This is a genomic window from Flavobacterium sp. 90, from assembly GCF_004339525.1.
Classification (GTDB): Bacteria; Bacteroidota; Bacteroidia; order Flavobacteriales; family Flavobacteriaceae; genus Flavobacterium.
In genome coordinates this window covers 728,979-753,399 of the sequence record NZ_SMGE01000001.1, presented here as the reverse complement: position 1 = coordinate 753,399, position 24,421 = coordinate 728,979, and the positions used below count along the sequence as shown (strand labels likewise).

Here is a 24,421-nt window from a genome sequence, read left to right as displayed (position 1 = left end):
CTATGGAAAAAGGGGATGAAAAAGTTAGAAAAACCGCCAGACAAACTAGCGGAAATATAGTAGAAATTGATTGTGTTATTTTCAATTTTGAAGATGATAGCCTGAAAGTTTTACTGGTAAAACAAAAAGAAAATCAAGCAAATATAACTTGGAGACTGGCCAATGATTATATAAAGAAAAACGAAACGATGTCAAGTACGGCTCAAAATATTTTGGAGCGATATATTGGCAGTAATCAGTTTTTTTTAAAACAGCTAAAAGCTTTTGGTTATTCGTCTCAATCGTCATTGCAGGAAGATATTTCAATTGGATATTATGCATTGGTAAAAAGAGGAAAGATGCTGAATGAAACCTTGAAAGATGACGCAAAATGGATTAGTATTCATGAAGTTACAGGTTTGAATGATAAGCATAAAGCTATTTTAGATTATAGTGTAAAAGAATTGCGCAAAAATATTTGCAGCAGTGCAATTGGATTTAATTTATTACCGGAAAAGTTCACATTGCTACAAGTAATCCGTCTTTATGAAGAAATTTTAAACATCGAGATAAACAAACCCAATTTTAGAAGAAAGTTATTTCAGATGGACTTAGTGAATGATTCCAATGAAAAAGAACAGGATGTTTCGCACAGAGCAGCCAGATTTTATAGTCTGAATTTAAAAAAGGACGAAATGCTCGCTCACAAAACAGTTGATTTCAATTTTTATTGTAAATCAATTTTTATGGAATAAGTCTCTAGTAAAGACATAAAATCGAAGATTTTGTCATTTCGATCCCGAAGCTTCGGGAGAGGAATTTCTCGCAAAGTCGCAGAGGTTTTGTCATTTCGACGGAGGAGAAATCACACGCGGGATTCGATAAAGATTGGCGATTTTGATTGTAGAGTTTCATGTGTGATTTCTCCTCCGTCGAAATGACAAACTAGACGAAAATATTGTGTTTAAGCTTCGGGGCTATGTGTTGAAATAAAATATTTATGAATTACGCCCAAAGGGTTAGAATGATTATAAAGTTATGTATTATATAGGATATGATATTGGAAGTTCTTCTGTCAAGGTTGCCTTGGTAGAAGCTGAAACGGGAAAAAAAGTAATTGTTTTGCATGAGCCTCAAAACGAAATGGAAATTTTGTCACTGCATTCAGATTGGGCAGAGCAGGATCCGGAGATTTGGTGGCAGCACATTTGTGTAGCAACTAAAAGAGCCATTCGGGAAGCCAATATAGATGCATCGAAAATTAAAGGTATTGGAATTTCCTACCAAATGCACGGATTGGTTATCGTAGATGCAGCCGGAAATGCGCTTCGAAATTCTATTATTTGGTGCGACAGCCGTGCGGTTGAAATTGGAAACAAGGCTTTCGCCGAAATTGGAGAACAAAAATGCATGGAACATTTGCTGAATTCTCCGGGAAACTTCACCGCTTCAAAACTAAAATGGGTGAAAGAAAACGAACCTGAAATTTACAGTAAAATTTATAAATATATGCTTCCGGGAGATTACATCGCTTTGAAATTGATAGGCGAAGTAACCACGACCAAAAACGGTTTGTCTGAAGGAATGCTTTGGGATTATAAAGAAAATAAAGTAGCTGACTGGCTTTTGGATTACTACGGAATCGATCAATCGCTGACGCCAAAAATTGTAGAAAACTTTACCAATCAAGGTGTTTTAACAGAGAAAGCTTCAAAAGAATCCGGACTTCCTGTTGGTATTCCGGTAGTTTACAGAGCAGGCGATCAGCCTAATAATGCTTTGGCTTTAAATGTTTTGAATCCGGGAGAAGTGGCTGCAACAGGCGGAACTTCGGGAGTTTTTTACGCGGTAAGCGAAATATATTCTGGAAAAAGCACAAGAGTAAACAATTTTGTACATGTTAATTACGAATTAGAAACGCCTCGAGTTGGTAAACTTTTAAATATTAACGGAGCAGGAATTCAATACAGATGGCTTCGAAATAATATGGGTGATGAAACCTACGAATCAATGAATCGTAAAGCTTCAAAAATCGATATTGGGTCTGATGGTGTTGTTGTGATTCCGTTTGGGAATGGTGCAGAGCGTATGTTCAACAATAAAAACATCGGAACACATTTTTTAAATCTCAATTTAAATATTCATAACAGCGCTCATTTGTTTAGAGCATCTTTAGAAGGAATCGCTTTTTCATTTGTATACGGAATGGAATGTTTAAAAGATGATAATGCGGCAATTAATGTCATTAGAGCAGGAAATGACAATTTATTTCGCTCAGAAATTTTCTCAAACACCGTTGCGACTTTAATTGGTCACGAAATCGAGATTTATAATACAACCGGAGCAGTTGGAGCAGCAAGAGCTGTAGGTTTAGAAGATGGTGATTATAACAAATTTGGTTCAAGTATTACGACCAATGATCACGTTATGACATTTTTACCATTGAAAAATAGAGAACCTTATGAAACGGCATATCAAAAATGGAAACAAGAATTAGAATTAATATTAACAACTAAATAAAGAATCAAATGATAGTTTTAGGAGATAAAGAATACTACAAAGGCATTGGACAAATTAAATTTGAGGGAAAGGAATCAGATAATCCATTAGCATTTAAATATTACAATCCAGACCAAATTGTAGCTGGAAAAACAATGCGCGAGCATTTTAGATTTGCAATCGCGTACTGGCATACATTCTGCGGACAAGGAAGCGATCCGTTTGGACCAGGAACTCAGAGTTTTGCTTGGGATCAGGCTACAGATGCAGTTCAGGCGGCAAAAGATAAAGCAGATGCTGCTTTTGAATTTATCAGCAAAATGGGATTTGATTATTTCTGTTTTCACGATTATGATTTAATTGCCGAAGGACCAACATTTGCTGAATCAGAAAGACGTTTGGCGGCAATTACAGAATACCTAAAAGAGAAAAAAGCAGCTTCTGGAATTAAATTGCTTTGGGGAACTTCAAACTGTTTCTCAAATCCAAGATTTATGAATGGAGCCGCTACAAATCCTGATTTTAATGTTGTGGCAAGAGCCGGAGGACAAGTAAAATTAGCTTTGGATGCCACTATCGCTTTAGATGGAGAAAACTACGTATTCTGGGGAGGTAGAGAAGGATATATGTCTTTATTGAATACAGATATGGGAAGAGAATTAGACCACATGGCGCAGTTCTTAACAATGTCCAGAGATTATGCAAGAGCGCAAGGTTTTAAAGGAACGTTTTTTATCGAGCCAAAACCAATGGAGCCATCTAAACACCAATACGACTTTGACTCGGCAACTGCAATTGGATTCTTAAAAGAATATGGTTTAGATAAAGATTTCAAAATCAATATCGAAGTAAATCACGCAACCTTGGCACAGCATACTTTTCAGCATGAACTGGAAGTTGCTGCAAAAGCCGGAATGTTAGGAAGTATTGATGCCAATAGAGGAGATTATCAAAATGGGTGGGATACAGATCAATTTCCAAACAACATTCAGGAAACTACAGAAGCAATGTTGGTATTCTTAAAAGCTGGCGGATTACAAGGCGGAGGAGTGAACTTTGATGCAAAAATCAGAAGAAATTCTACAGATATCGAAGATGTTTTCTTAGCGCACATTGGCGGTGCTGATACTTTTGCAAGAGCGTTGCTGACTGCAGATAAAATTATTAGCTCTTCTCCTTATGAAAAATTAAGAACAGAAAGATACAGTTCGTTCGATTCTGGAAAAGGTAAAGATTTCGAAAACGGAAAATTAAACCTTAAAGATTTATACGATATCGCAAACCAAAACGGAGAATTAACACTTCAAAGTGGTAAGCAGGAATTGTTTGAAAATATTATTAACCAATATATTTAATTGGTAAATTCATATAGAAAGACCTAACAGGTTTTTAAAACCTGTTAGGTCTACTGTTTAAGAAATAAGATTAAAACGAACTAACCAAACTCAAACCAAAAAAACTATGAAATTTTTTATTGATACTGCCAATCTTGAAGACATTAAAGAAGCACAATCCTTGGGTGTTCTCGATGGCGTAACAACCAATCCGTCTTTAATGGCTAAAGAAGGAATTACCGGAAAAGACAATATCCTAAAGCGCTATCTTGATATTTGTAACATTGTTGACGGAGATGTTTCTGCCGAAGTAATCTCGACAGATTTTGACGGAATGATCAGAGAAGGTGAAGAACTTGCCGGGCTGCATCCGCAGATTGTGGTGAAATTGCCTATGATTGCTGATGGTGTAAAAGCTTGTAAATATTTTTCGTCAAAAGGAATCAGAACCAATGTTACATTGGTCTTTTCTGCCGGACAGGCATTATTAGCAGCAAAAGCCGGTGCGACCTATGTTTCTCCGTTTTTAGGAAGATTAGATGATATTTCGACTGATGGAATGCATTTAATTGCAGAAATCAGAGAAATTTATGATAACTACGATTATAAAACTCAGATTCTCTCGGCTTCAATAAGACATACAATGCATGTTGTAAACTGTGCAAAAGTGGGTTCAGATGTTATGACCGGACCTCTTTCTGCGATAAAAGGATTATTGAAACATCCATTGACCGATATAGGGCTTAATCAATTTATTGAAGATGCAAAAAAAATGAAATTATAAGTTTCTTTTACCTATTTAATAAATCAAAACTTATTGATTTATATCATTACGAAAACTCTTTTTGGATTTAATTTGAAAGGAGTTTTTTCTGTTTTATCAACAACCAGTTGTCTTGTAATTTTCTTTTAATTAAATGTTGAGAATGCTGTAATAGTACTAAAGTTAGAATTGAAATCAAGCACTAAAACATAGAGTATATATTATTTTGGCATTTTAATTAAACAGACTGTTTTTTATCTAACAATTTTTTATCAATTCTTGAAAAAAAATATCAAACAACCGATTGTGTATTAGTTGTTTTTTCTATATTTGTAATAAATACACTTATCTATTAAGCCAAACCAAACTTCTAACGCTCTAAACCAATTTTATGATAAACTTATTACAAGCAGACAAATCTGCTTATCAAAATCCTAGATATTAATCTTGGTGCTAAAAGCAAATTTAACCGTAGTTATAAGTGTTGATTTTACAGAATAACTTTATAAGTTGGTTATTTAAGTTTGCTTTAGTTAAAGCCGAGGATTATCCCTCGGCTTTTAAATTGTAAACTCACTTTTGGATAGGAAGTATTTTGATAAACAATGAAACATCAAATACAGAATCCGACATATTTCAAATTAAATTTTTTAAAGTAACCTAACATTTTCAAGGAGATGTTACTAATAATTAATCAGTACAAATGAAGCACCGAATAATATTTTATTTATTACCATTATTGTTTCTTTTTTCTTTTAAAGCAATAGCCACAAACGATACTATTATTAAAAAGAAAAGTAAAAAAGGTCCTGTTTTTTCCAATGTCGTTTACAACGGAGATGATCAGATTTATAAAAACAATCCATTAAAACCAGACGAATTTTATACACCAATTTTACAGGGATGTTATCCCGATCCTGCGATTACCAAAAAGGGAGATGATTATTATATGGTATGTTCTTCATTTGCGATGTTTCCCGGTGTGCCAATTTTTCATTCTAAAGATTTAGTCAATTGGACAGATTTGGGAGGTATTTTAAATAACGTATCAGAATTTAATCCGCATGATACAGGAATCAGTGCGGGTGTTTATGCTCCTGGAATTACTTATAATCCGCATAATGATACTTTTTATATGATTGTTACCGCATTTTCCGGCGGTCTTGGAAACATTATTGTAAAAACAAAAGATCCAATGAAAGGATGGGGAAGTCCTATCAAACTAGATTTTGGCGGAATCGATCCTTCCATATTTTTTGATGAGAACGGTAAAGGTTATATCGTTCATAATGATGCGCCTGATAAAGGAAAAGAGTTGTACGAAGGACATCGTGTAATTAAAGTTTGGGAATATGATACCAATACAGATAAGGTAATTCCGGGTACAGATAAAATTATCGTCGACGGAGGTGTAGATCTTTCGAAAAGACCAATCTGGATTGAAGCGCCACATTTATATAAAAAAAATGGGAAATATTATTTAATGTGTGCCGAAGGTGGAACAGGAGGAAACCACAGCGAAGTTATTTTTATTAGCGATAATCCGAAAGGTCCTTTCAAACCATCATCAAATAATCCAATTCTAACGCAACGTTATTTTCCAAAAGATAGAAAAGATAAAGTTGATTGGGCAGGTCACGCTGATTTAGTTCAGGGACCGAATAATAAATACTATGGAGTTTTCTTAGGAATTCGTCCTAACAATGAAGATCGAGTAAACATAGGAAGAGAGACTTTTATATTGCCTGTAGATTGGTCAGGTGAATTTCCTGTTTTTGAAAACGGATTAGTTCCAATGCAGCCAAAATTAAAAATGCCTGATGGAGTTACAAATAATACAGGAAAAGATGGTTTTTTTCCTAATGGGAATTTCACTTTTACCGAAAATTTTACTTCTAAAAAATTAGATTTCAGATGGATCGGATTAAGAGGTCCACGCGAAAATTTTATTTCATTAAGCAAAAAAGGCTTAGAAATCACGCCATTTGAAGTAAACATAAAAGAAGTTAAACCAACTTCGACGCTTTTTTACAGACAACAACATAATACATTTTCATTTGCAACAACACTTGATTATAAGCCACAATCAGAAAAGGATTTAGCAGGGATTGTTTGTCTTCAGAACGAGCGTTTTAATTATGTTTTTGGAATCACAAAAAAAGGAAATGATACGTTTGTTTTATTAGAAAGAACAGAAAAAGGACAGTCAAAAATTATAGCAAGTTCTAAAATCAAAGTAACAAATTTACTTCGTTTACAGGTAAAGGCAACAGGCGATAGTTATGAATTTAGTTACGCTGTAAATGGCGTAGATTTTGAAAATTTAGGACAAAAAGTTTCAGGAGATATTCTTTCTACAAATGTTGCCGGAGGTTTTACCGGAGCATTGGTAGGTTTATATGCTACTTCTGCAAATGATGCTCGTCCTTAATAATAAAAGGAGTTGGTTTCTAATTTGAATTAAATAGACTTTGCGATTCTGCGACTTTGCGAGATTAAATAATTAAAGCTTCTTTCTCAACAGCGAGAAATTTGCACGCAAAGACGCAAAGTCGCAAAGTTTTATTCAAAAAAGACAAAAATGTATTTATAATTTTCAATAAAATGAACGTAAAAACAAAGTCTATTAAATGCATTATATTTTTTGCGCTACTAATTTTAATTGCAGGATGCATTTCTAATAAAGCATCAATTAAAACAGTAGAGAAAAAAGATCATCAAAATTGGACAGGTACTTGGGCAACAGCTCAAATGCTTGTTGAACCCAATAATATGCCGCCCTCACCGGGACTTGCAGAAAATACACTTCGTCAGATTATTAAAGTATCGTTGGGAGGTAAACAAATCAGACTTCGTTTTTCTAATGTGTTTAGCGATCAGCCCACGGTTCTGAAATCAGTAAGTGTTGCCAATGTTATAGAAGCTCCGACTGTAGATGCAAAAACGCAGAAAATATTGAGTTTTAATGGCAATTCGCAAGTAATATTAGGACCAAATGAAGAAGTATATTCAGATGCTTTTGATTTTGAATTGAAGACGGGACAGCTTTTAGCGATTACGATTCATTATGGAGAAGTCTCAACAAAAGTAACCGGACATCCCGGTTCTCGAACGACTTCTTATATTTTAGAAGGAGATCAGATCAATAATGCGTCTTTCGCAGGAGCGATAAAAACAGATCATTGGTATTCTATTATGGGAGTTGATATTCGTTCGACTAAAAATGAGAGTAATATCGTTTGTTTAGGAAATTCAATCATTGATGGTCGTGGATCAGGAACAAATAAACAGAATCGATGGACAGATATTTTAGCAACACGTTTAAATGCCAATAAAAGTACCGCACATATTGGAGTTTTAAATTTAGGAATTGGAGGAAATTGTGTTGTTAGGGGAGGTTTAGGACCAACAGCCTTAAGTCGTTTTGACAGAGATGTTCTTTCTCAAAAAGGAACTAAATGGCTTATTATTTTGGAAGGAATAAATGATATTGGTGGTATTAAAAAAGCAGAAGATGCATCTCTTACAGCAAAAGAAATTATTGACGGTTATAAAATAATGATTGATAAAGCCCATGCAAAAGGAATAAAAGTATTTGGTGGTACAATTCTGCCATTTGAAAAATCCTTTTATGATGCACCGTACAAACAACAAGCAAGAGATATTGTAAACGAATGGATTCGTGCCAAAGGTAATTTTGATGCCGTAATTGATTTTGATAAAGAAATGGCTTCAGGCATTGGTTCTAAAACTATTTTATCAGACATGCACGACGGCGATTTTTTGCATCCAAATGAAAAAGGATATCAGAGAATGGGAGAAGCAGTTGACTTTAATTTATTTAAGTAGATGTGTTTTTCAAATAAAAGCACAGATTAAAAAGATCATAAAATAAAAATCTGCTCAATCTGCGTGAAAAAATATTTAGCGCACAGTTTTAATTTGGAAATCAAAATAGAATTTAGGAGTTAAATAATACGCATTTCAAGAATCAGAAATTTTAATTATAAATTTTAACTAAAGTATAAAATGAAATCAATAATCAGGTTTTCAATATTTGCAGTTCTATTTTTAATAGCGGAAAAAGGATATTCACAAGATCCAAATTTTCATGTTTATTTGAGTTTAGGACAATCCAATATGGAAGGTTATGCCAAAATAGAACCTCAGGATAATACAGATGTAAATCCGCGTTTTCAGGTTTTAGCCGCAGTCGATTGTCCGGAATTGGGACGTGAAAAAGGAAAATGGTACACCGCTGTTCCGCCATTGTGCAGATGTACAACAGGATTAACTCCCGTGGATTATTTTGGAAGAACTATGATATCAAATCTTCCGGAGAAAATAAAAGTTGGCGTTATAAATGTTGCTGTTGGAGGCTGTAAAATAGAACTTTTCGATAAAAATAATTTCGAAAGTTATGTAGCAGATTCTCCGGATTGGCTAAAAAACATAGTAAACCAATACGACGGAAATCCATATGGAAGATTGGTAGAAATGGCAAAAATTGCTCAGAAAAAAGGAGTTATAAAAGGTATTTTACTTCATCAGGGAGAATCCAATACAGGCGATACACTTTGGCCTCAAAAAGTAAAAATTGTATATGATAATTTAATAAAAGAGCTAAATCTCGATCCCAAAAAAGTCCCGTTACTTTCCGGAGAAACCGTAAATGAAGATCAGAATGGCAAATGTGGCAGTATGAATAAAATTATTGCAAAACTGCCTCAAGTTATACCAAATTCTTATGTTATTTCGTCAAAAGGATGCACAGTTGAACCTGATTTTTTACACTTTAATGCTAATGGCTACAGAGAATTAGGAAAACGTTACGCAGAGAAAATGTTATCGCTTTCAGGTTACCAATTATTTGATGGCAAAGAACCTTTTATAGTTCGTGCGCCACTTGGATTTGATGAGGTTAACCCAAATGCAAAACAAGGAAAAATCGAAACAATTAGTTACGAATCTAAAACCGTAGGTTCAACCAGAAAAGCAACAATTTATACGCCTCCGGGATTTAATAAAAACAAAAAATATCCAGTTTTATATCTTCTTCATGGAATAGGAGGAGACGAGAAAGAATGGTTGAATGGTGGAAATCCAAATGTAATATTAGATAATCTTTATGCAGAAGGAAAGCTGGAACCCATGATTGTAGTAATGCCAAACGGAAGAGCAATGAAAGATGACAGTGCAAGCGGTGATATCATGGCTGCTGATAAAGTAAAGGCGTTCAGTGTTTTTGAAAAAGATCTTCTAAATGATTTAATTCCATTTATCGAAAAAAAATACCCGGTTTTAAAAGACAGAGAACATCGTGGAATTGCCGGTTTATCTATGGGTGGCGGACAGTCTTTAAATTTCGGATTAGGGAATTTAGATACGTTTGCGTGGGTAGGAGCTTTTTCGGCTGCGCCTAATACTAAGCCTGGAGAAGAATTATTGCCTAAACCCGAAGAGGCAAAAAAGAAACTCAAACTGCTTTGGATTTCTTGTGGCGACAAAGACTGGCTTATAGAAAACAGCTCACGAACACACGATTATTTATCGAAAAATAATGTGCCTCATATTTACTATATCGAGCCCGGAGTACATGACTTTAAAGTTTGGAAAAACGGTTTGTATATGTTTTCACAGTTTTTATTTAAAGATGTCGATCCTTCGGTTTTTCAAAAATATAGTATTTCAACCTTCACTGTTGAAAAGTAATTTTTAACTAATGCAAATCAAGGGTTGAAATAAAATACTGTAATTCTGCTGATTAGACCTAACAGGTTTTTAAAACCTGTTAGGTCTCCGTTGAAAACCAAAAAGTTGTATATCCAACCCTTGATTCACATAACTAAGAAAAACAGAATGAAAAGACTTTCAACATATATTAGCGTATTGATTATCTGTCTTTATAGTCCTTTAAAAGCAGCAGAACCTTTCATAATACATGAAAAAAGTTCTAATGTTTTGGTTCTGGCAGATAAATCAATAACGCCTTCTTTTCTTATAAATGCCACATTAGATGCCGGTATTATGCGTGCCGTATACAATCTGCAATCAGACTTTGAGAAAGTTACCAGTGCAAAACCTGTCGTTTTTAATCAAAGTCCCGCTAATACTTCGGCACTTATTATAATTGGAATGATAGGTAATTCAGTGATTGACGATTTAATAAAGCAAAAGAAAATTGATGGAAAAGAGCTGAAAGGGAAAAATGAAAAATTTATTATTCAGAATGTTAAAAATCCATTCAAAGGAGTTCAAGAAGCCATTGTAATTGCAGGCAGTGACAAACGAGGAACAATTTACGGGATTTATGAATTATCGAGGCAAATAGGAGTTTCACCGTGGTATTATTGGGCAGATGTTCCGGTAAAACACAGTGAAAATCTTTGTTTTATAAAAGGAACTTACACAGATGGAGAACCTGCCGTAAAATACAGAGGAATCTTTTTGAATGATGAAGCACCAGCATTAAGCGGATGGGCAAAAAAGACCTTCGGAGGATTTAACAGCAAGTTTTATGAGAAGGTTTTCGAATTATTACTTCGTTTAAAATCCAATTATATCTGGCCTGCAATGTGGGGAAGTGCTTTTTATGATGATGATCCCGCCAGCGGACCACTTGCAAATGAAATGGGCATTATAATGGGAACATCTCACCATGAACCAATGGCTTTGGCTCAAACAGATTGGCATCGGTATATTAAAAAAAATAACCTTCCAAATATTTGGGATTACTCCAAAAATAAAACCGTTTTAGATGAATTTTGGAAAACCGGTATTGCCCGAAGTAAAAACTGGGAAAAATTAGTAACCATTGGAATGCGCGGAGACGGTGACGAAGCAATGAGCCAAGGAACTAATATAAGTCTGCTCGAGAATATTGTAAAAGAACAACGCCGAATTATTTCACAGGAAACAGGGCAAATTCCGTCTAAAACGCCTCAGGTTTGGGCTTTATACAAAGAAGTTCAGGATTATTATGATCAGGGAATGCGAGTGCCGGACGATGTGATTTTATTGTTTTGTGATGATAACTGGGGCAATGTTCGAAAACTTCCTAATCTCACTAAACCATTGCATAAAGGTGGTTACGGAATGTATTATCACTTTGATTATGTTGGCGGTCCAAGAAACTCAAAATGGATTAATATAAGTCCGATACAAAGAGTTTGGGAACAAATGAATCTAAGCTATGAACATGGTGTCGATAAAGTCTGGATTGTTAATGTTGGAGATCTAAAACCAATGGAGTTTCCAATCAGTTTTTTTCTGGATATGGCATGGAATCCCAAGAAATTTAATGCGCAGAATCTATTTGAATTTACCGAGAATTGGGCTGCTGAACAATTTGGCAAAAAACATTCAAAAGAGATTGCAGGGTTTCTAAATAGGTATCCAAAATTCAACCGTCGCGTAACACCCGAAATGCTCGACAGCCAAACGTATAGTCTTGGAAACTACAATGAATTTCAAACTGTTGTGAATGATTACAAGAATTTGGCACTTGATGCTTATAGAGTTTACAATGATTTACCTGAGGAATATAAAGATGCTTATTTTCAGCTCGTTTTATATCCTATTGACGCTTGCAGCAATCTTTACGAAATGTATTTTGCACAAGCTCAGAACAAAAAACTTTTCGAACAAAAAGACATTGAAGCCAATTATTATGCAGATATAGTGAAGGCAAAGTTCGCTCGGGATTCGGTACTTCAAAACAAATACAATAATGAAATTGCCGGCGGGAAATGGTCTCATATAATGGATCAAATGCGTATTGGTTACAAAAACTGGAATGATTCTCCCAAAAACATTTTGCCTGATGTAAAATATGTTACGGAATCTGAGAAGATAACACGAAAGGTATTTGTTGAAAAAGATGGTTATGTTGCTATCGAGGCAGAACATTTTTCTAAAGCAAATAATTCAGAAAGAATACATTGGGAAGTGATTCCTGATTTTGGAAAAACAAAAAGTGGTATTACTACATTTCCGCAAAACCTTTATCCTGATAAACAGGAGAATATTTTCGTAGAATATGAAATTGATTTTGCTTCAGCAGGAAACTTTAATGTTGAATTACTATTAGCGCCTACGCTTAATTTCAACAGTAACAAAGGGCTACGTTATGAAGTTTCTTTTGATGATGAAAATCCACAGCTTGCAAATTTTAACGGAAAATACCGTGGTGAATTAGGAAAATGGCAGGCAGAACATATCATACATTCGGTAACGGCACATCAAATTTTGAAAGCAGGAAGACACATCTTACGTTTCCGAGTTTTAGATCCCGGAATTGTTCTCGAGAAGATTTTAATAAACACGGGCGGATTAAAACCGTCTTATCTCGGTGCGCCGGAAAGTGAGAGAATCTCTGGAGATGGTTTTTAATGATAATTTTTGCTTCTCGATAATGATACTTATAGGAAAAGAGTCCACGGATTAGACGAATCAAACAGATTTGTTCAGATTTTTTAAAATTAGTGCTAATTAGTGTAATTCGTGGCAAAAAAAATTAGGAATTGTTGTGGACAAACATATAATTCAATTAGAATAAACATGAAAAAATATTTAATTACCATATTACTGTTTTTAGGGATTTCATTAGCTGCACAAGAAGCAAATGATCTAAAACTTTGGTATAAAACTCCATCTAATAGCGTTTGGGAAAATGCATTACCAATTGGAAATGGATTTATGGGAGCTATGGTTTATGGTGATGTCGAAAAAGAAGTCTTTCAATTAAATGAAGGCACTTTATGGAGCGGAAGTCCGAACAGAAACGATAATCCTAAAGCAAAAGATGCCCTGAGCGAAATCAGAAAACTTATTTTTCAGGGAGAATATAAAAAAGCGGAACAATTAACCAATGAAAATATAATTAGTAAAAAGTCGCAAGGACAAATGTTTCAGCCTGTTGGGAATTTACAGTTGGACTTCTCAAATCATCAAAATTATATCAATTATTATCGCGAACTCGATATTGAAAAAGCAGTTACAAAAACAGTTTACACCGTCGATGGAATTACTTATACGAGAGAAGCATTTATGTCTTTTCCGGATCGCGTTTTGGTTATAAAACTTTCGGCAGATAAACCGGGGAAGTTATCCTTTAAAGCAAGTTTCAATTCGGAGCATAAAAAACAATTAATTACTTTATTAAATAGTAATGAACTTTCGCTAAGCGGAACTTCCAGCGATCATGAAGGTGTTGAAGGAAAGGTAAATTTTAATGCACTTGCCAGATTTAAAGTTATTGGAGGAAACATAAAAGCGGTCGATAATTCAATACAAATTGATAAAGCAGATTCAGTTCTCATTTTCGTTTCTATTGCTACGAATTTTATTAATTATAATGATATTTCAGGGCAGGAAAAAGAAATTGCAAAGTTTTTTTTGGATAAAGCATTCGATAAGAATTATGATAAAATGAAGAAAGCTCATTTGGAATATTACCAAAAATATTTCAAAAGAGTACAACTTGATTTGGGCAGAACAGAAGCTTCCAAGCTGCCAACAGACGAAAGACTGGCTAATTTCAGAAATACGGCAGATCCTTCTTTTGTGACTTTATATTATCAATATGGTAGATATTTATTGATTTCATCTTCACAGCCCGGCGGTCAGACAGCCAATCTTCAGGGCATTTGGAATCACAGTATGAATCCTGCCTGGGATAGTAAATACACGATCAATATAAATACAGAAATGAATTATTGGCCAGCCGAGAAAACAAATTTATCTGAAATGCACGAGCCTTTGCTAAAAATGATTCGAGAACTCGCAGACACAGGAAAAGAAACAGCAAAAGTAATGTATGGCGCACGCGGTTGGATGGTACATCATAATACAGATATATGGAGAATTAACGGAGCTGTTGACGGCGCAACATGGGGAGTTTGGAACGCAGGCGGAGGTTGGTTAAGCCAGCATTTATGGGAACATTATCTATATAACGGAGACAAAAAATATCTTGAATCAGTTTATGAAGTGCTTAAAGGTGCTGCCGATTTTTATTCGGATTTTCTAGTAAAAGATCCGGCAAATGGATGGCTGGTAGTTGCACCGGGAAACTCTCCCGAAAATGCTCCACAAGCACATCAGGGTTCAACAATAACAGCGGGTTCTACAATGGATAATCAAATTGTTTTTGATGTTTTTAGCACCGTTATCAGAGCATCAGAAATACTGGGAAAAGACAAAGAATATGGAGATAGTTTAAAAGTATTGAGAAAAATGCTTCCGCCAATGCAGATCGGGAAATACAATCAAATTCAGGAATGGCTGGATGATATTGATGATCCAAAAGACAATCATCGTCATATTTCGCATTTATATGGCTTATATCCTTCGAATCAAATTTCGGCTTACAGAACGCCGGAACTTTTTGCAGCAGCAAAAAATACCTTGCTTCAAAGAGGAGATGTATCTACAGGATGGAGCATGGGATGGAAAGTCAATTGGTGGGCAAAAATGCAGGATGGCAATCACGCTTATAGTTTAATTCAGAATCAATTAACGCCACTTGGTGTCAATAAAGACGGTGGCGGAACTTATAATAATCTTTTTGATGCACATCCGCCATTTCAGATTGATGGAAATTTTGGCTGTACATCCGGAATAACAGAAATGCTTCTGCAAAGTTCTGATGGTGCGGTTCATTTACTTCCTGCTCTTCCCGATGCATTAAAAGAATATGGAGAAATAACAGGTTTAAAGGCCCGCGGAGGCTTTGAAATTATGGATATGAAATGGGAAAAAGGAAAACTAATCGCTGTAAATATTAAGTCAAATCTTGGAGGAAATCTTAGATTGAGAACCGGAAATAAAATTATTGCAAAAGATCCTAAAAACTTTAAAACAGCTTCTGGAGAAAACGGCAATCCTTTTTATCAGTTAAATGAAACTGCTAAACCTCTTATCTCCAAAGAATCCAATATAAAAGCTTTAACTATTCCGCAGACTTATTTATATGATGTAAAAACTGAAAAGGGTAAAATTTATACTTTTTTAATTGATTCAAACTAAAAAAATTAGAACTAAGAATTATGAAAATAATATATAATCTATTAGCGATTTTTTTAATCATAACCGGATCTCATGCTCAGAAAAACAAAGCACAGAATCCCGTAATTTTCGCCGATGTTCCGGATTTGTCAATCATTAGAGTTGGCAATGATTATTATATGAGCAGTACCACGATGCACATGAGTCCGGGCGTTCCAATCATGAAATCAAAAGATTTGATTAACTGGAAAATAATAAACTATGCCTCAAATAGTCTTGGAAATACAGATGAACTAAATCTCTATAATGGTAAAAATAACTATGGTCGAGGTTCCTGGGCAAGTAATATTAGATTTCATAACAATACATTTTATGTGACCACTTTTGCGCAGACAACCGGAAAGACTTACATATACACCACAAAAAATATTGAAAAAGGAACTTGGAAAGAAATTAGTTTTAGTCCCGCATATCACGATCACAGTATTTTATTTGATGACAATGGCAGGGTTTATATCGTGTACGGAAATGGTAAGCTTTTTATCAAAGAATTAAAATCTGATTTATCAGGAATAAAAGAAGACGGATTAAATCAGGTTTTGATAGAAAATGCGAGCAGTCCAGCAGGAAATAATATTATGCTTGGCGCAGAAGGTTCGCAATTATATAAAATTAAGGGCAAATATTATCTCTTTAATATCGTTTGGCCAAAAGACGGAATGCGCACCGTAGTGATTCACAGAGCCGATAAAATTACAGGTCCTTGGGAAGGGAAAATTGGTTTGCAGGATTTAGGTGTTGCGCAAGGCGGCTTAATTGATACTCCTGACGGAAAATGGTTTTCGTATTTATTTAGAGATTATGGAGGCGTAGGACGTATTCCGTATTTTGTTCCCGTGAAATGGGTGGACGGCTGGCCAATTCTGGGCGAAAACAATAAAGTACCACAATACTTAGATTTACCAGAAAGTAAAGGATTAATTCCGGGAATTGTAAATTCTGATGATTTCAGCCGAAAAAAAGGAGACAAAGATTTACCCTTAGTTTGGCAATGGAATCACAATCCTGATAATTCATTATGGTCGGTTAAAGAAAGACAAGGATATTTACGATTAAAAACAGCATCAATAACAAACACTTTTACTCAGGCTAAAAATACGCTGACACAAAGAACTTTTGGGCCAGAATGTTCAGGAACTACTTTGTTGGAAGTATCTAAAATGAAAGATGGTGATTTTGCCGGACTTTCTTTATTGCAAAAAGATTTTGGTTTGGTTGGCGTAAAATCCGAAAACGGATCAAAAAGAATTGTCATGATTGAAACTGTAGACGGTATTTCAAAAGAAATTAAAAGCGTTCCTTTTTCAGGAAATAAAATCTATTTTAAAGCAGCATGCAATTTTAAAGACAAAGCCGATTTAGGCAAATTTTACTATAGTCTCGACGGCAAAAAATGGATTAGTATAGGAAACACCATAAAGTTGCCTTATACACTTCCTCATTTTATGGGTTATCGATTTGGACTTTTTAATTATGCAGAGAGAGATTTAGGTGGTTATGTTGATTTTGATTATTTCCATATTGACAATAAAATTGAAAAATAAATGATTAGCAAAATCTATAATTCAAAATAAAAAACATTAGAAGCTTTTAAAAGAATTGATCTAAAAGCAGGCGAAAAGCTAAATGTTATGATCAGTTTACCTGCTTCTTCATTTGAGTTTTATGATGCTAAAACCGGAGGAATAAATATAATAAATGGTGAATATGAAGTATATTATGGAACTAGTTCTAGTGCTAAAGACTTAAAAAGTACTAAATTGGTTGTTAAATAAATTGAATTGTTTCTTGAATTTCTTTATAAATAAAAAAAAGTAATGAATCTACAGCGAATTATGAGTTTTAAATATGTTTTGTTTTTATGTGCGTTTAGTTTTTTTAACTTAAACGCACAATCAGTTATAAAAAGTCCTGATGGAAAACTTAAAGTTTCTCTTTTTGTTTCTAACGGTCAGCCTTTTTACAGCCTTTCGTACAATGAAAAATTGTTTTTAGAAAAGTCTCCGCTTGGTCTAAAAACCAATGTTGGTGATTTTACAACAGGATTAGTTTTAAAAACGAATCCAATTCAAAATAAAATTGACGAAAAATATCAGCTTCCTAATATCAAAAACAGCAATGTACATTATGAAGCTAATGAAGCTGTTTTTTCTTTCAGCAAAGAAGGTAAAGAAGCGTTTGATATTGTATTTAGAGTAAGCAATAATAATGCAGCATTCAAATATAAAATATATCCGCAAAACGATAGTCGTTCTTGTGTGGTTCAGGAAGAAGCTTCTGGTTTTCTTTTGCCGCAAGGCACAACTACATTTCTTTGTCCGCAAAGTAAACCAATGACAGGATATGCCAGAACAGCGCCAAGTTATGAAACATCGTATACATTAGACGCTCCTATGGGAGAAAACGGATTTGGCGAAGGTTACACATTTCCTTGTCTTTTTAAAGTAAATAATAACGGTTGGGTTTTAATATCAGAAACCGGCGTAGACAGCGGTTATTGCGCCAGCAGATTACTTGGACACGATAAAGGATTATACACGATTGGTTTTCCAATGGCGGGAGAAAATAACGGAAACGGAACAACCGCTCCAGGAATACCGCTTATTGGAGAAACGCCCTGGAGAACTATTACAGTTGGCGAAACTCTGGCTCCCATTGTAGAAACTACGATTCCTTTTGATTTGGTTAAACCAAAATACGAAGCTTCAAAAGAATATCAATATACCAAAGGCTCGTGGAGTTGGATCATGAAAATGGATAACAATACCACTTTTCCGGTGCAAAAACAGTACATCGATTTTAGTGCTGCAATGGGATATCAAACGATTTTAGTCGATGCACTTTGGGATACTCAAATTGGAAAAGATAAAATTGCAGAACTTGCCAGATATGGTTCAGAAAAAGGGGTTGGCTTGTATTTATGGTACAATTCAAATGGATATTGGAATGACGCACCTCAAGGACCAAGAGGAATGATGGACAATAGTATAATCCGTCGTAAGGAAATGGCGTGGCTAAAAAGTATCGATGTAAAAGGGATAAAAGTAGATTTCTTTGGAGGTGACAAACAGGTAATGATGAAGTTGTATGAAGATATCTTGAAAGATGCGAATGATTTTGGCTTATTGGTTATTTTTCACGGTTGTACATTGCCAAGAGGCTGGGAGCGTATGTATCCTAATTTTGCTTCTGCCGAAGCTGTTTTAGCAAGCGAGAATCTGCATTTTGGACAAGGAAGCTGTGACAATGAAGCGACTAATGCGGCAACACATACTTTTATTCGGAATACTGTGGGAAGTATGGATTTTGGAGGAAGTGCTTTGAATAAATTTTACAACAGTGATAATACTCCAAACAAAGGTTCAAAACGAATTACTTCTGATGTCTTTGCTTTAGCGACAGCGGTACTTTTTCAAAGCGGTGTTCAACATTTTGCATTGGCGCCAAACAATTTGACTGATGCTCCGTCTTGGGCAATAAATTTTATGAAAGAAGTTCCCACGACTTGGGATGAAGTTCGCTTTTTAGAAGGATATCCGGGTAAATATGTAGTTCTGGCACGCCGAAAAGGAACCAAATGGTATATAGCAGGGATAAATGCTCAAAAAGAAACTTTGAAAATTAAAATGAAATTGCCAATGATTATTTCTGGAACATCATTAACCGGCTATTTTGATGATGAAAAATTAAATGGAGAAGCAAAAACAATAAAGCTCAAAAATAATCAGGAAGTCGAAATAAAAATTCCAAGTAATGGCGGAATGCTTCTGGAGAATTAGTTAAAAAAAGCCCACAGATTATGCGGATTAAACGGATTTCTGCAGATTTTTTTTAATAATTGTGTTTGGCAAATAATTGGTTTTTTATTAAACAATACACATTGAATTTTAATTTAATAATAATTTTAAAATGTCCCCAAAAAAATGTTTTAGAGCCATTGGCATTTTGTTTTTTATAATAAACAACTTGTTTTCTCAAAATACATTTGAAAACTACCGATTTCGGTTAGTAGATAATGACACGTCAAAAAGTGGAATTTACACCATTGCACAGGATCAGTTTGGGGTTATGTGGATGGGAACAAATGGTGCGGGTTTATATAAATATGATGGAATAAATTATGTGGGTTATGAGCAAAATTCAAAGCAGCGTAATTCTATCAATAGCAATTTAATTTACATTGTATATGTAGATACTCAAAACCGTTTGTGGGTAGGTACAGATGAGGGATTGTGTCTTTATAATCGGGATTTAAATACTTTTGAAAATATTGATCTTCGGAAAAAAAGCAAAAAAGAAGCTGTAGTTTCGGTAAAAAGCATCATTGAAGACAATGATGGAAATCTTTTTTTAGGAACTTTTAATAATGGTTTACTGAAACTAAATGTTAAATCCCGGGAAATTACGAACATCAAACAGGATGAACCAAATTATCTCGTAAACTGCTTGGTAAAAGACAAAAAAGGAACGATTTATTTAGGCACCAACGTTGGTTTAAAAGTATTAGATCCACTAAAAAAGGAGATTAAAAAAGTAAGTATTGGCAACGACAATAAATTGCTTTCAGGGACAATTGTATCCATGTTTTTTGACAGCAAACAAAACTTGTGGATTGGCAATGGATATAAAGGTCTGGTTAAAGTAGATTTATATTCTAAAGTTAAGCAGGTTGTTTCTTATCCTATTACCAGAAAAAGAATTATGTCAATAATGGCAACAGATTCTAAAACAATACTTTGTGCAACAGAAAATGACGGTTTAATTATTGTAAATGACCAGGGAATTGTTCAGAAAAAATATGTAAACAGCAGATTCGATAATCGTAGTTTAAGTTCAAATTCTGTCTGGTCTTTATTTTTAGACAAAGAAAAAAGAATCTGGCTCGGTTATTATAATAAAGGATTAGGTGTTTTTGACCGAATAAACAGCAAGGTAAATATTATAGAAAGTTTGCCTGGAAATTCGCAATCATTACAAACCAATTGTGTAACCAGTATTGCTAAAGATCATCAGGGACAATTATGGATTTCTATGGAAGGCGGAGGTGTTGATGTTTACAATCCGGCGACTAAATATTTTAAACATATTACAAAATCAGATGCCAGTTCTTATTCCGGATTGACCAATGATAATATCACAAAAGTATTTATTGATAAAAAGCAAAATATCTGGCTGTCCAGCTGGAATGAAGGGATTTTTCTTTTAAAAAAAGGAAGCAGAAGCTTTATTAATTACAATACAAAAAACACTCCCAATCTGGCTTCAGACAATATTATGAGTATTAATGAAGATTCAAGAGGTGTGATCTGGATTGGAACTTTTGCAAAAGGGCTGCATTATTATACGCCTTCAGACAGTCAATTTCACCATTGCAATACTAAAGAATTTTTGAAATTTGGACTTGCAAATATAGACATCAGACAAGTGATGGTGGATTCAGATGATGATGTTTGGGTGGGTTCAACAACAGGTTTATACAAAGTCAGTACGAAAGATTTTGTTTCTTTTTCGGTTACTTCCTTACGGGATAAAATGTCTGAAAAGTTTAAAAATCATAAAAGTACACATACTATTAATACTTTATATGAGGCTAAAAATAAAGAAATCTGGATTGGTACAGACGGAGCCGGATTGTTTAGTTACAATAAAAAAACGGCTGTTCTGACATGGTATATAAATTTCAAAGGACTTCATGAAAAATCAATATCCTCGATTGTAGAATCTAATGATGGAAACATTTGGTTAAGCGGAAAAAAAGGAATTAGCCGCTTGGATTTGAAAAGCAAAACAACTGTCAATTACTCTACTTTTGATGGTTTACTAGGAAATGATTTTAATAATAATTCTGTTCTGAAAGACGAAAACGGAATCCTTTACTTTGGGAGTTATCAAGGCTTAAATTACTTTAATCCCGCAAATTTAGTTAAAAGCAAAAAACAGCTTCCAATTTACTTGACAGATCTAAAGCTTTTTAATAAATCAGTTGGACCTCTTGAAAAAAACTCACCATTAGTAAAAGTAATTTCAGAAACAAAAAAGATAATTCTCAGACACGATCAATCTGTATTTACCATCGATTTTATTGGGATTAATTATTCGTTTCCCGCCAGAAATGAATTTGCATATTATTTAGAAGGTTTTGAAGATTCCTGGAATTATGTTGGGAATAAACGCTCGGCAACTTATACGAATTTAACTCCGGGTAAGTACGTTTTTAAACTTAAAGCATCCGAAAAAAATGGAGTTTGGAGTCAAAAACCATTAGAATTAAGAATTGAAATTTTACCACCCTGGTGGAAAACATCTTTTGCCTATTTATTTTATTCTCTATTATTATTGGCAGCGATTTATTTTGCTAATCAATACTATCAGAATCGTTTTAAACAAAAACAAATGATAGAATTTGAAAAGACAAAAGCAATTCAGATTGAAAAATTAAACAATAAAAAATTACAATTCTTTACCAATATCTCGCATGAGTTTAGAACTCCGCTTACTTTGATTTTAAATCCATTAGCAGATATCATCAAAAATAATAGCCAGGAAGTACCGGATGTAGTATTGAATAAATTGCAGACGATTCAAAAAAGTTCAGATCGGCTTTCAAGATTAATCAATGAGTTAATGGATTTTAATCAGTTGCAGTTTAATAAAATGCCATTAAAAGTACAGCTAATTGAAATCGTTGGTTTTACAAAAGAAATTGTCAGCTATTTTGATGAAGAAGCCTTTAGCCGTGGAATTCAACTGGAATTTGAGTCCAATAAAACAGCATTAAAAGATTGGATAGATCCTAAAATGTTCGAAAAAATTATTTTCAATGTAATTTCAAATGCTTTTAAAGTTACTCCGGATAACGGAAAAATCAGGATAAAAATAGTAGTTGATGAGGAATTAGTTCGCTTTCCGCTGATAAGTTTAACTAAAATGAATCCTTCTTTTGCGGTTATTATTGAAGACACCGGTGCGGGATTGGATAAAAAAGATATTAAAAGAATTTTTGACCGTTTTTATCAGGTAAATAATTTAAATAAAGCGTATTACGGAAGTACAGGAATAGGATTAGAAGTTGTTCGCGGATTTGTAGAATTGCATAAAGGAATAATCGAAGTAAAAAGTGAATTGGGAGTTGGTACGACTTTTAAATTGTTATTTCCTGTTGGAAAAGAATTCTTTAATGAAAATGAAATATTGCAGGAAGAATTTAAAAAGGAGAAAAAAATAAGTTTTACACCAATTGTTGAAAAAACGGTCATAGATTCATCTGACGATCAGGAAAAACAAGATCGGGTTTACACTATTTTGATTGTGGAGGATAATGTAGAATTACGGAATTATCTAAAAAACGAACTCAAAAAAGAGTATAAAGTTATAACAGCAGAGAATGGTCAGGTCGGCTTAGAATTAGCTTTAGAAAAATTGCCTGATTTGATTTTGACAGATGTAATCATGCCGGTTATGAGTGGTTTAGAGTTATGTAAAAGTATTAAAGCAGATTTAACAACCAGTCATATTCCGTTGTTGATGTTATCTGCAAAAGCATTAATTAAAGACAAATTAGAAGGCATTGATTCTGGTGCTGATATGTATTTGAGTAAACCTTTTGATATGGATATTTTAAGATCCAGTTTAGTTCAATTAATCAAGAGCAGACAAATTATGTTTAATAAATTTTACAACGGAATTACTCCAAAGGCAAAAGAAAAAACGACCACTTTGGATAATGAATTTATAAAAAACGTTTTGAATTATATTAATGAAAACATGGCTGAATATGAGCTAAGTGTTGAGGTTTTGGCATCGAAAGTTTTTTTAAGCAGAAGCCAGTTGTACCGAAAAATTAAAACACTTACGGGTATAACAGTAAATGAATTTATACGTAATGTTCGTTTAGAAAAAGCAAAAGAATTAATAGAATTGGGCAATGATAATATAAACGAGATTAGTATAAAAGTCGGTTTTAGTTCGCCTTCTTATTTTACAAAATGTTTTAAAGAAAAATTCGGATATCTGCCTACGCATAATAACAAACAGTAATTTTTTTCTAATGTATTGAATAAATCTCTCGCAAAGTCGCAGAGTCGCAAAGATTTTGTCATTTCGACGGAGGAGAAATCACACGCGGGATTCGATAAAGATAGGCGATTTTGATTGTAGAGTTTCTAGTGTGATTTCTCCTCCGTCGAAATGACAAGATTGTGTAAAACAAGAAAAAGACGGCTTATGCCGTCTTTTTTTGTGCTTTTAATATAGATAATGTTCGCGAAAACTTGAGTTCAATATAAACCAATATTTAGGCTTTGGTTTTATTAAAACAAAAAACAATTAGAGTCAGTTTTACTTTTAAGCCATTGTTAAATATTTATAAATGTTATTCTATTTTTTCTACATGCGAAAAAAAAAGCCACAATTTTAATAATACCCTATTTATGTTTTTACTACTAAATGAGTCTTAAATGCTGATTTTGCTCATTTTATTAAGTTTCATGCTACAAATTTGATAGTTTTTGCATCATTTTTAATATGTGAAATTTATGTTAACACTATATTTTTGGAAGTAACAAAATCAAATAAACTTAAAGTAATTATGAACACATTAAAACAATTTTACAGTATGAAATGAAATCTAAAATTAGGTATTAAACGCTCTTTTTTTAAATCAAAATTTAGCTAATGAATTATGATTTGCGAAATATAGATTTAGAAAGAGGTATAAAAAGGATCTTTTAAAATTTGAAAAAAAAGAGAATAGCTTCTGAGCTAATACCATAATAAGTAC

Annotated in this window: 12 protein-coding genes and 1 pseudogene; all 13 read left to right on the top strand. The window is 33.9% G+C overall.

The window, feature by feature from the left end; translation table 11 throughout:
* Positions 1–2: 2 nt before the first annotated feature.
* Positions 3–734, top strand: a complete 732-nt coding sequence (locus C8C83_RS03075; RefSeq protein ID WP_121326386.1) for an NUDIX hydrolase — start codon at positions 3–5, stop codon at positions 732–734.
* 283 nt (positions 735–1,017) lie between these two features.
* Positions 1,018–2,499: an FGGY family carbohydrate kinase gene (locus C8C83_RS03070; protein ID WP_121326385.1), complete on the top strand. Its 1,482-nt coding sequence runs from the start codon at positions 1,018–1,020 to the stop codon at positions 2,497–2,499.
* Between the two features lie 8 nt (positions 2,500–2,507).
* Positions 2,508–3,833 (top strand): xylose isomerase, encoded by a 1,326-nt coding sequence (xylA, locus tag C8C83_RS03065; RefSeq protein WP_121326384.1) that lies wholly within the window; start codon positions 2,508–2,510, stop codon positions 3,831–3,833.
* A gap of 106 nt (positions 3,834–3,939) precedes the next feature.
* Positions 3,940–4,596 carry a fructose-6-phosphate aldolase gene (gene fsa, locus C8C83_RS03060; RefSeq protein ID WP_121326383.1) on the top strand — a complete coding sequence of 219 codons (657 nt, stop codon included), beginning with the start codon at positions 3,940–3,942 and terminating at the stop codon, positions 4,594–4,596.
* A gap of 682 nt (positions 4,597–5,278) precedes the next feature.
* Positions 5,279–7,006 (top strand): glycoside hydrolase family 43 protein, encoded by a 1,728-nt coding sequence (locus C8C83_RS03055; protein WP_121326382.1) that lies wholly within the window; start codon positions 5,279–5,281, stop codon positions 7,004–7,006.
* A gap of 173 nt (positions 7,007–7,179) precedes the next feature.
* Positions 7,180–8,424: an SGNH/GDSL hydrolase family protein gene (locus C8C83_RS03050; protein ID WP_121326381.1), complete on the top strand. Its 1,245-nt coding sequence runs from the start codon at positions 7,180–7,182 to the stop codon at positions 8,422–8,424.
* 180 nt (positions 8,425–8,604) lie between these two features.
* Positions 8,605–10,287, top strand: a complete 1,683-nt coding sequence (locus C8C83_RS03045) for a sialate O-acetylesterase (protein ID WP_121326380.1) — start codon at positions 8,605–8,607, stop codon at positions 10,285–10,287.
* Positions 10,288–10,434: 147 nt separating this feature from the next.
* The gene (locus C8C83_RS03040) at positions 10,435–12,966 is read left to right on the top strand and encodes a glycosyl hydrolase 115 family protein (protein ID WP_121326379.1); all 2,532 of its coding nucleotides are present in this window, start codon (positions 10,435–10,437) and stop codon (positions 12,964–12,966) included.
* 168 nt (positions 12,967–13,134) lie between these two features.
* Positions 13,135–15,603, top strand: coding sequence for a glycoside hydrolase family 95 protein (locus C8C83_RS03035; protein WP_121326378.1), 2,469 nt, complete (start codon positions 13,135–13,137; stop codon positions 15,601–15,603).
* A gap of 20 nt (positions 15,604–15,623) precedes the next feature.
* Positions 15,624–17,186 carry a glycoside hydrolase 43 family protein gene (locus tag C8C83_RS03030; protein WP_121326377.1) on the top strand — a complete coding sequence of 521 codons (1,563 nt, stop codon included), beginning with the start codon at positions 15,624–15,626 and terminating at the stop codon, positions 17,184–17,186.
* A 42-nt stretch (positions 17,187–17,228) separates the two neighbouring features.
* A pseudogene (locus C8C83_RS03025) lies at positions 17,229–17,417 on the top strand (fibronectin type III-like domain-contianing protein); the annotation flags it as partial.
* 42 nt (positions 17,418–17,459) lie between these two features.
* Positions 17,460–19,421: a glycoside hydrolase family 97 protein gene (locus C8C83_RS03020; protein ID WP_233565990.1), complete on the top strand. Its 1,962-nt coding sequence runs from the start codon at positions 17,460–17,462 to the stop codon at positions 19,419–19,421.
* 130 nt (positions 19,422–19,551) lie between these two features.
* On the top strand, positions 19,552–23,679 hold the full coding sequence (locus C8C83_RS03015; protein WP_121326374.1) for a two-component regulator propeller domain-containing protein: 4,128 nt from the start codon (positions 19,552–19,554) through the stop codon (positions 23,677–23,679).
* The last annotated feature ends 742 nt before the right edge of the window (positions 23,680–24,421 follow it).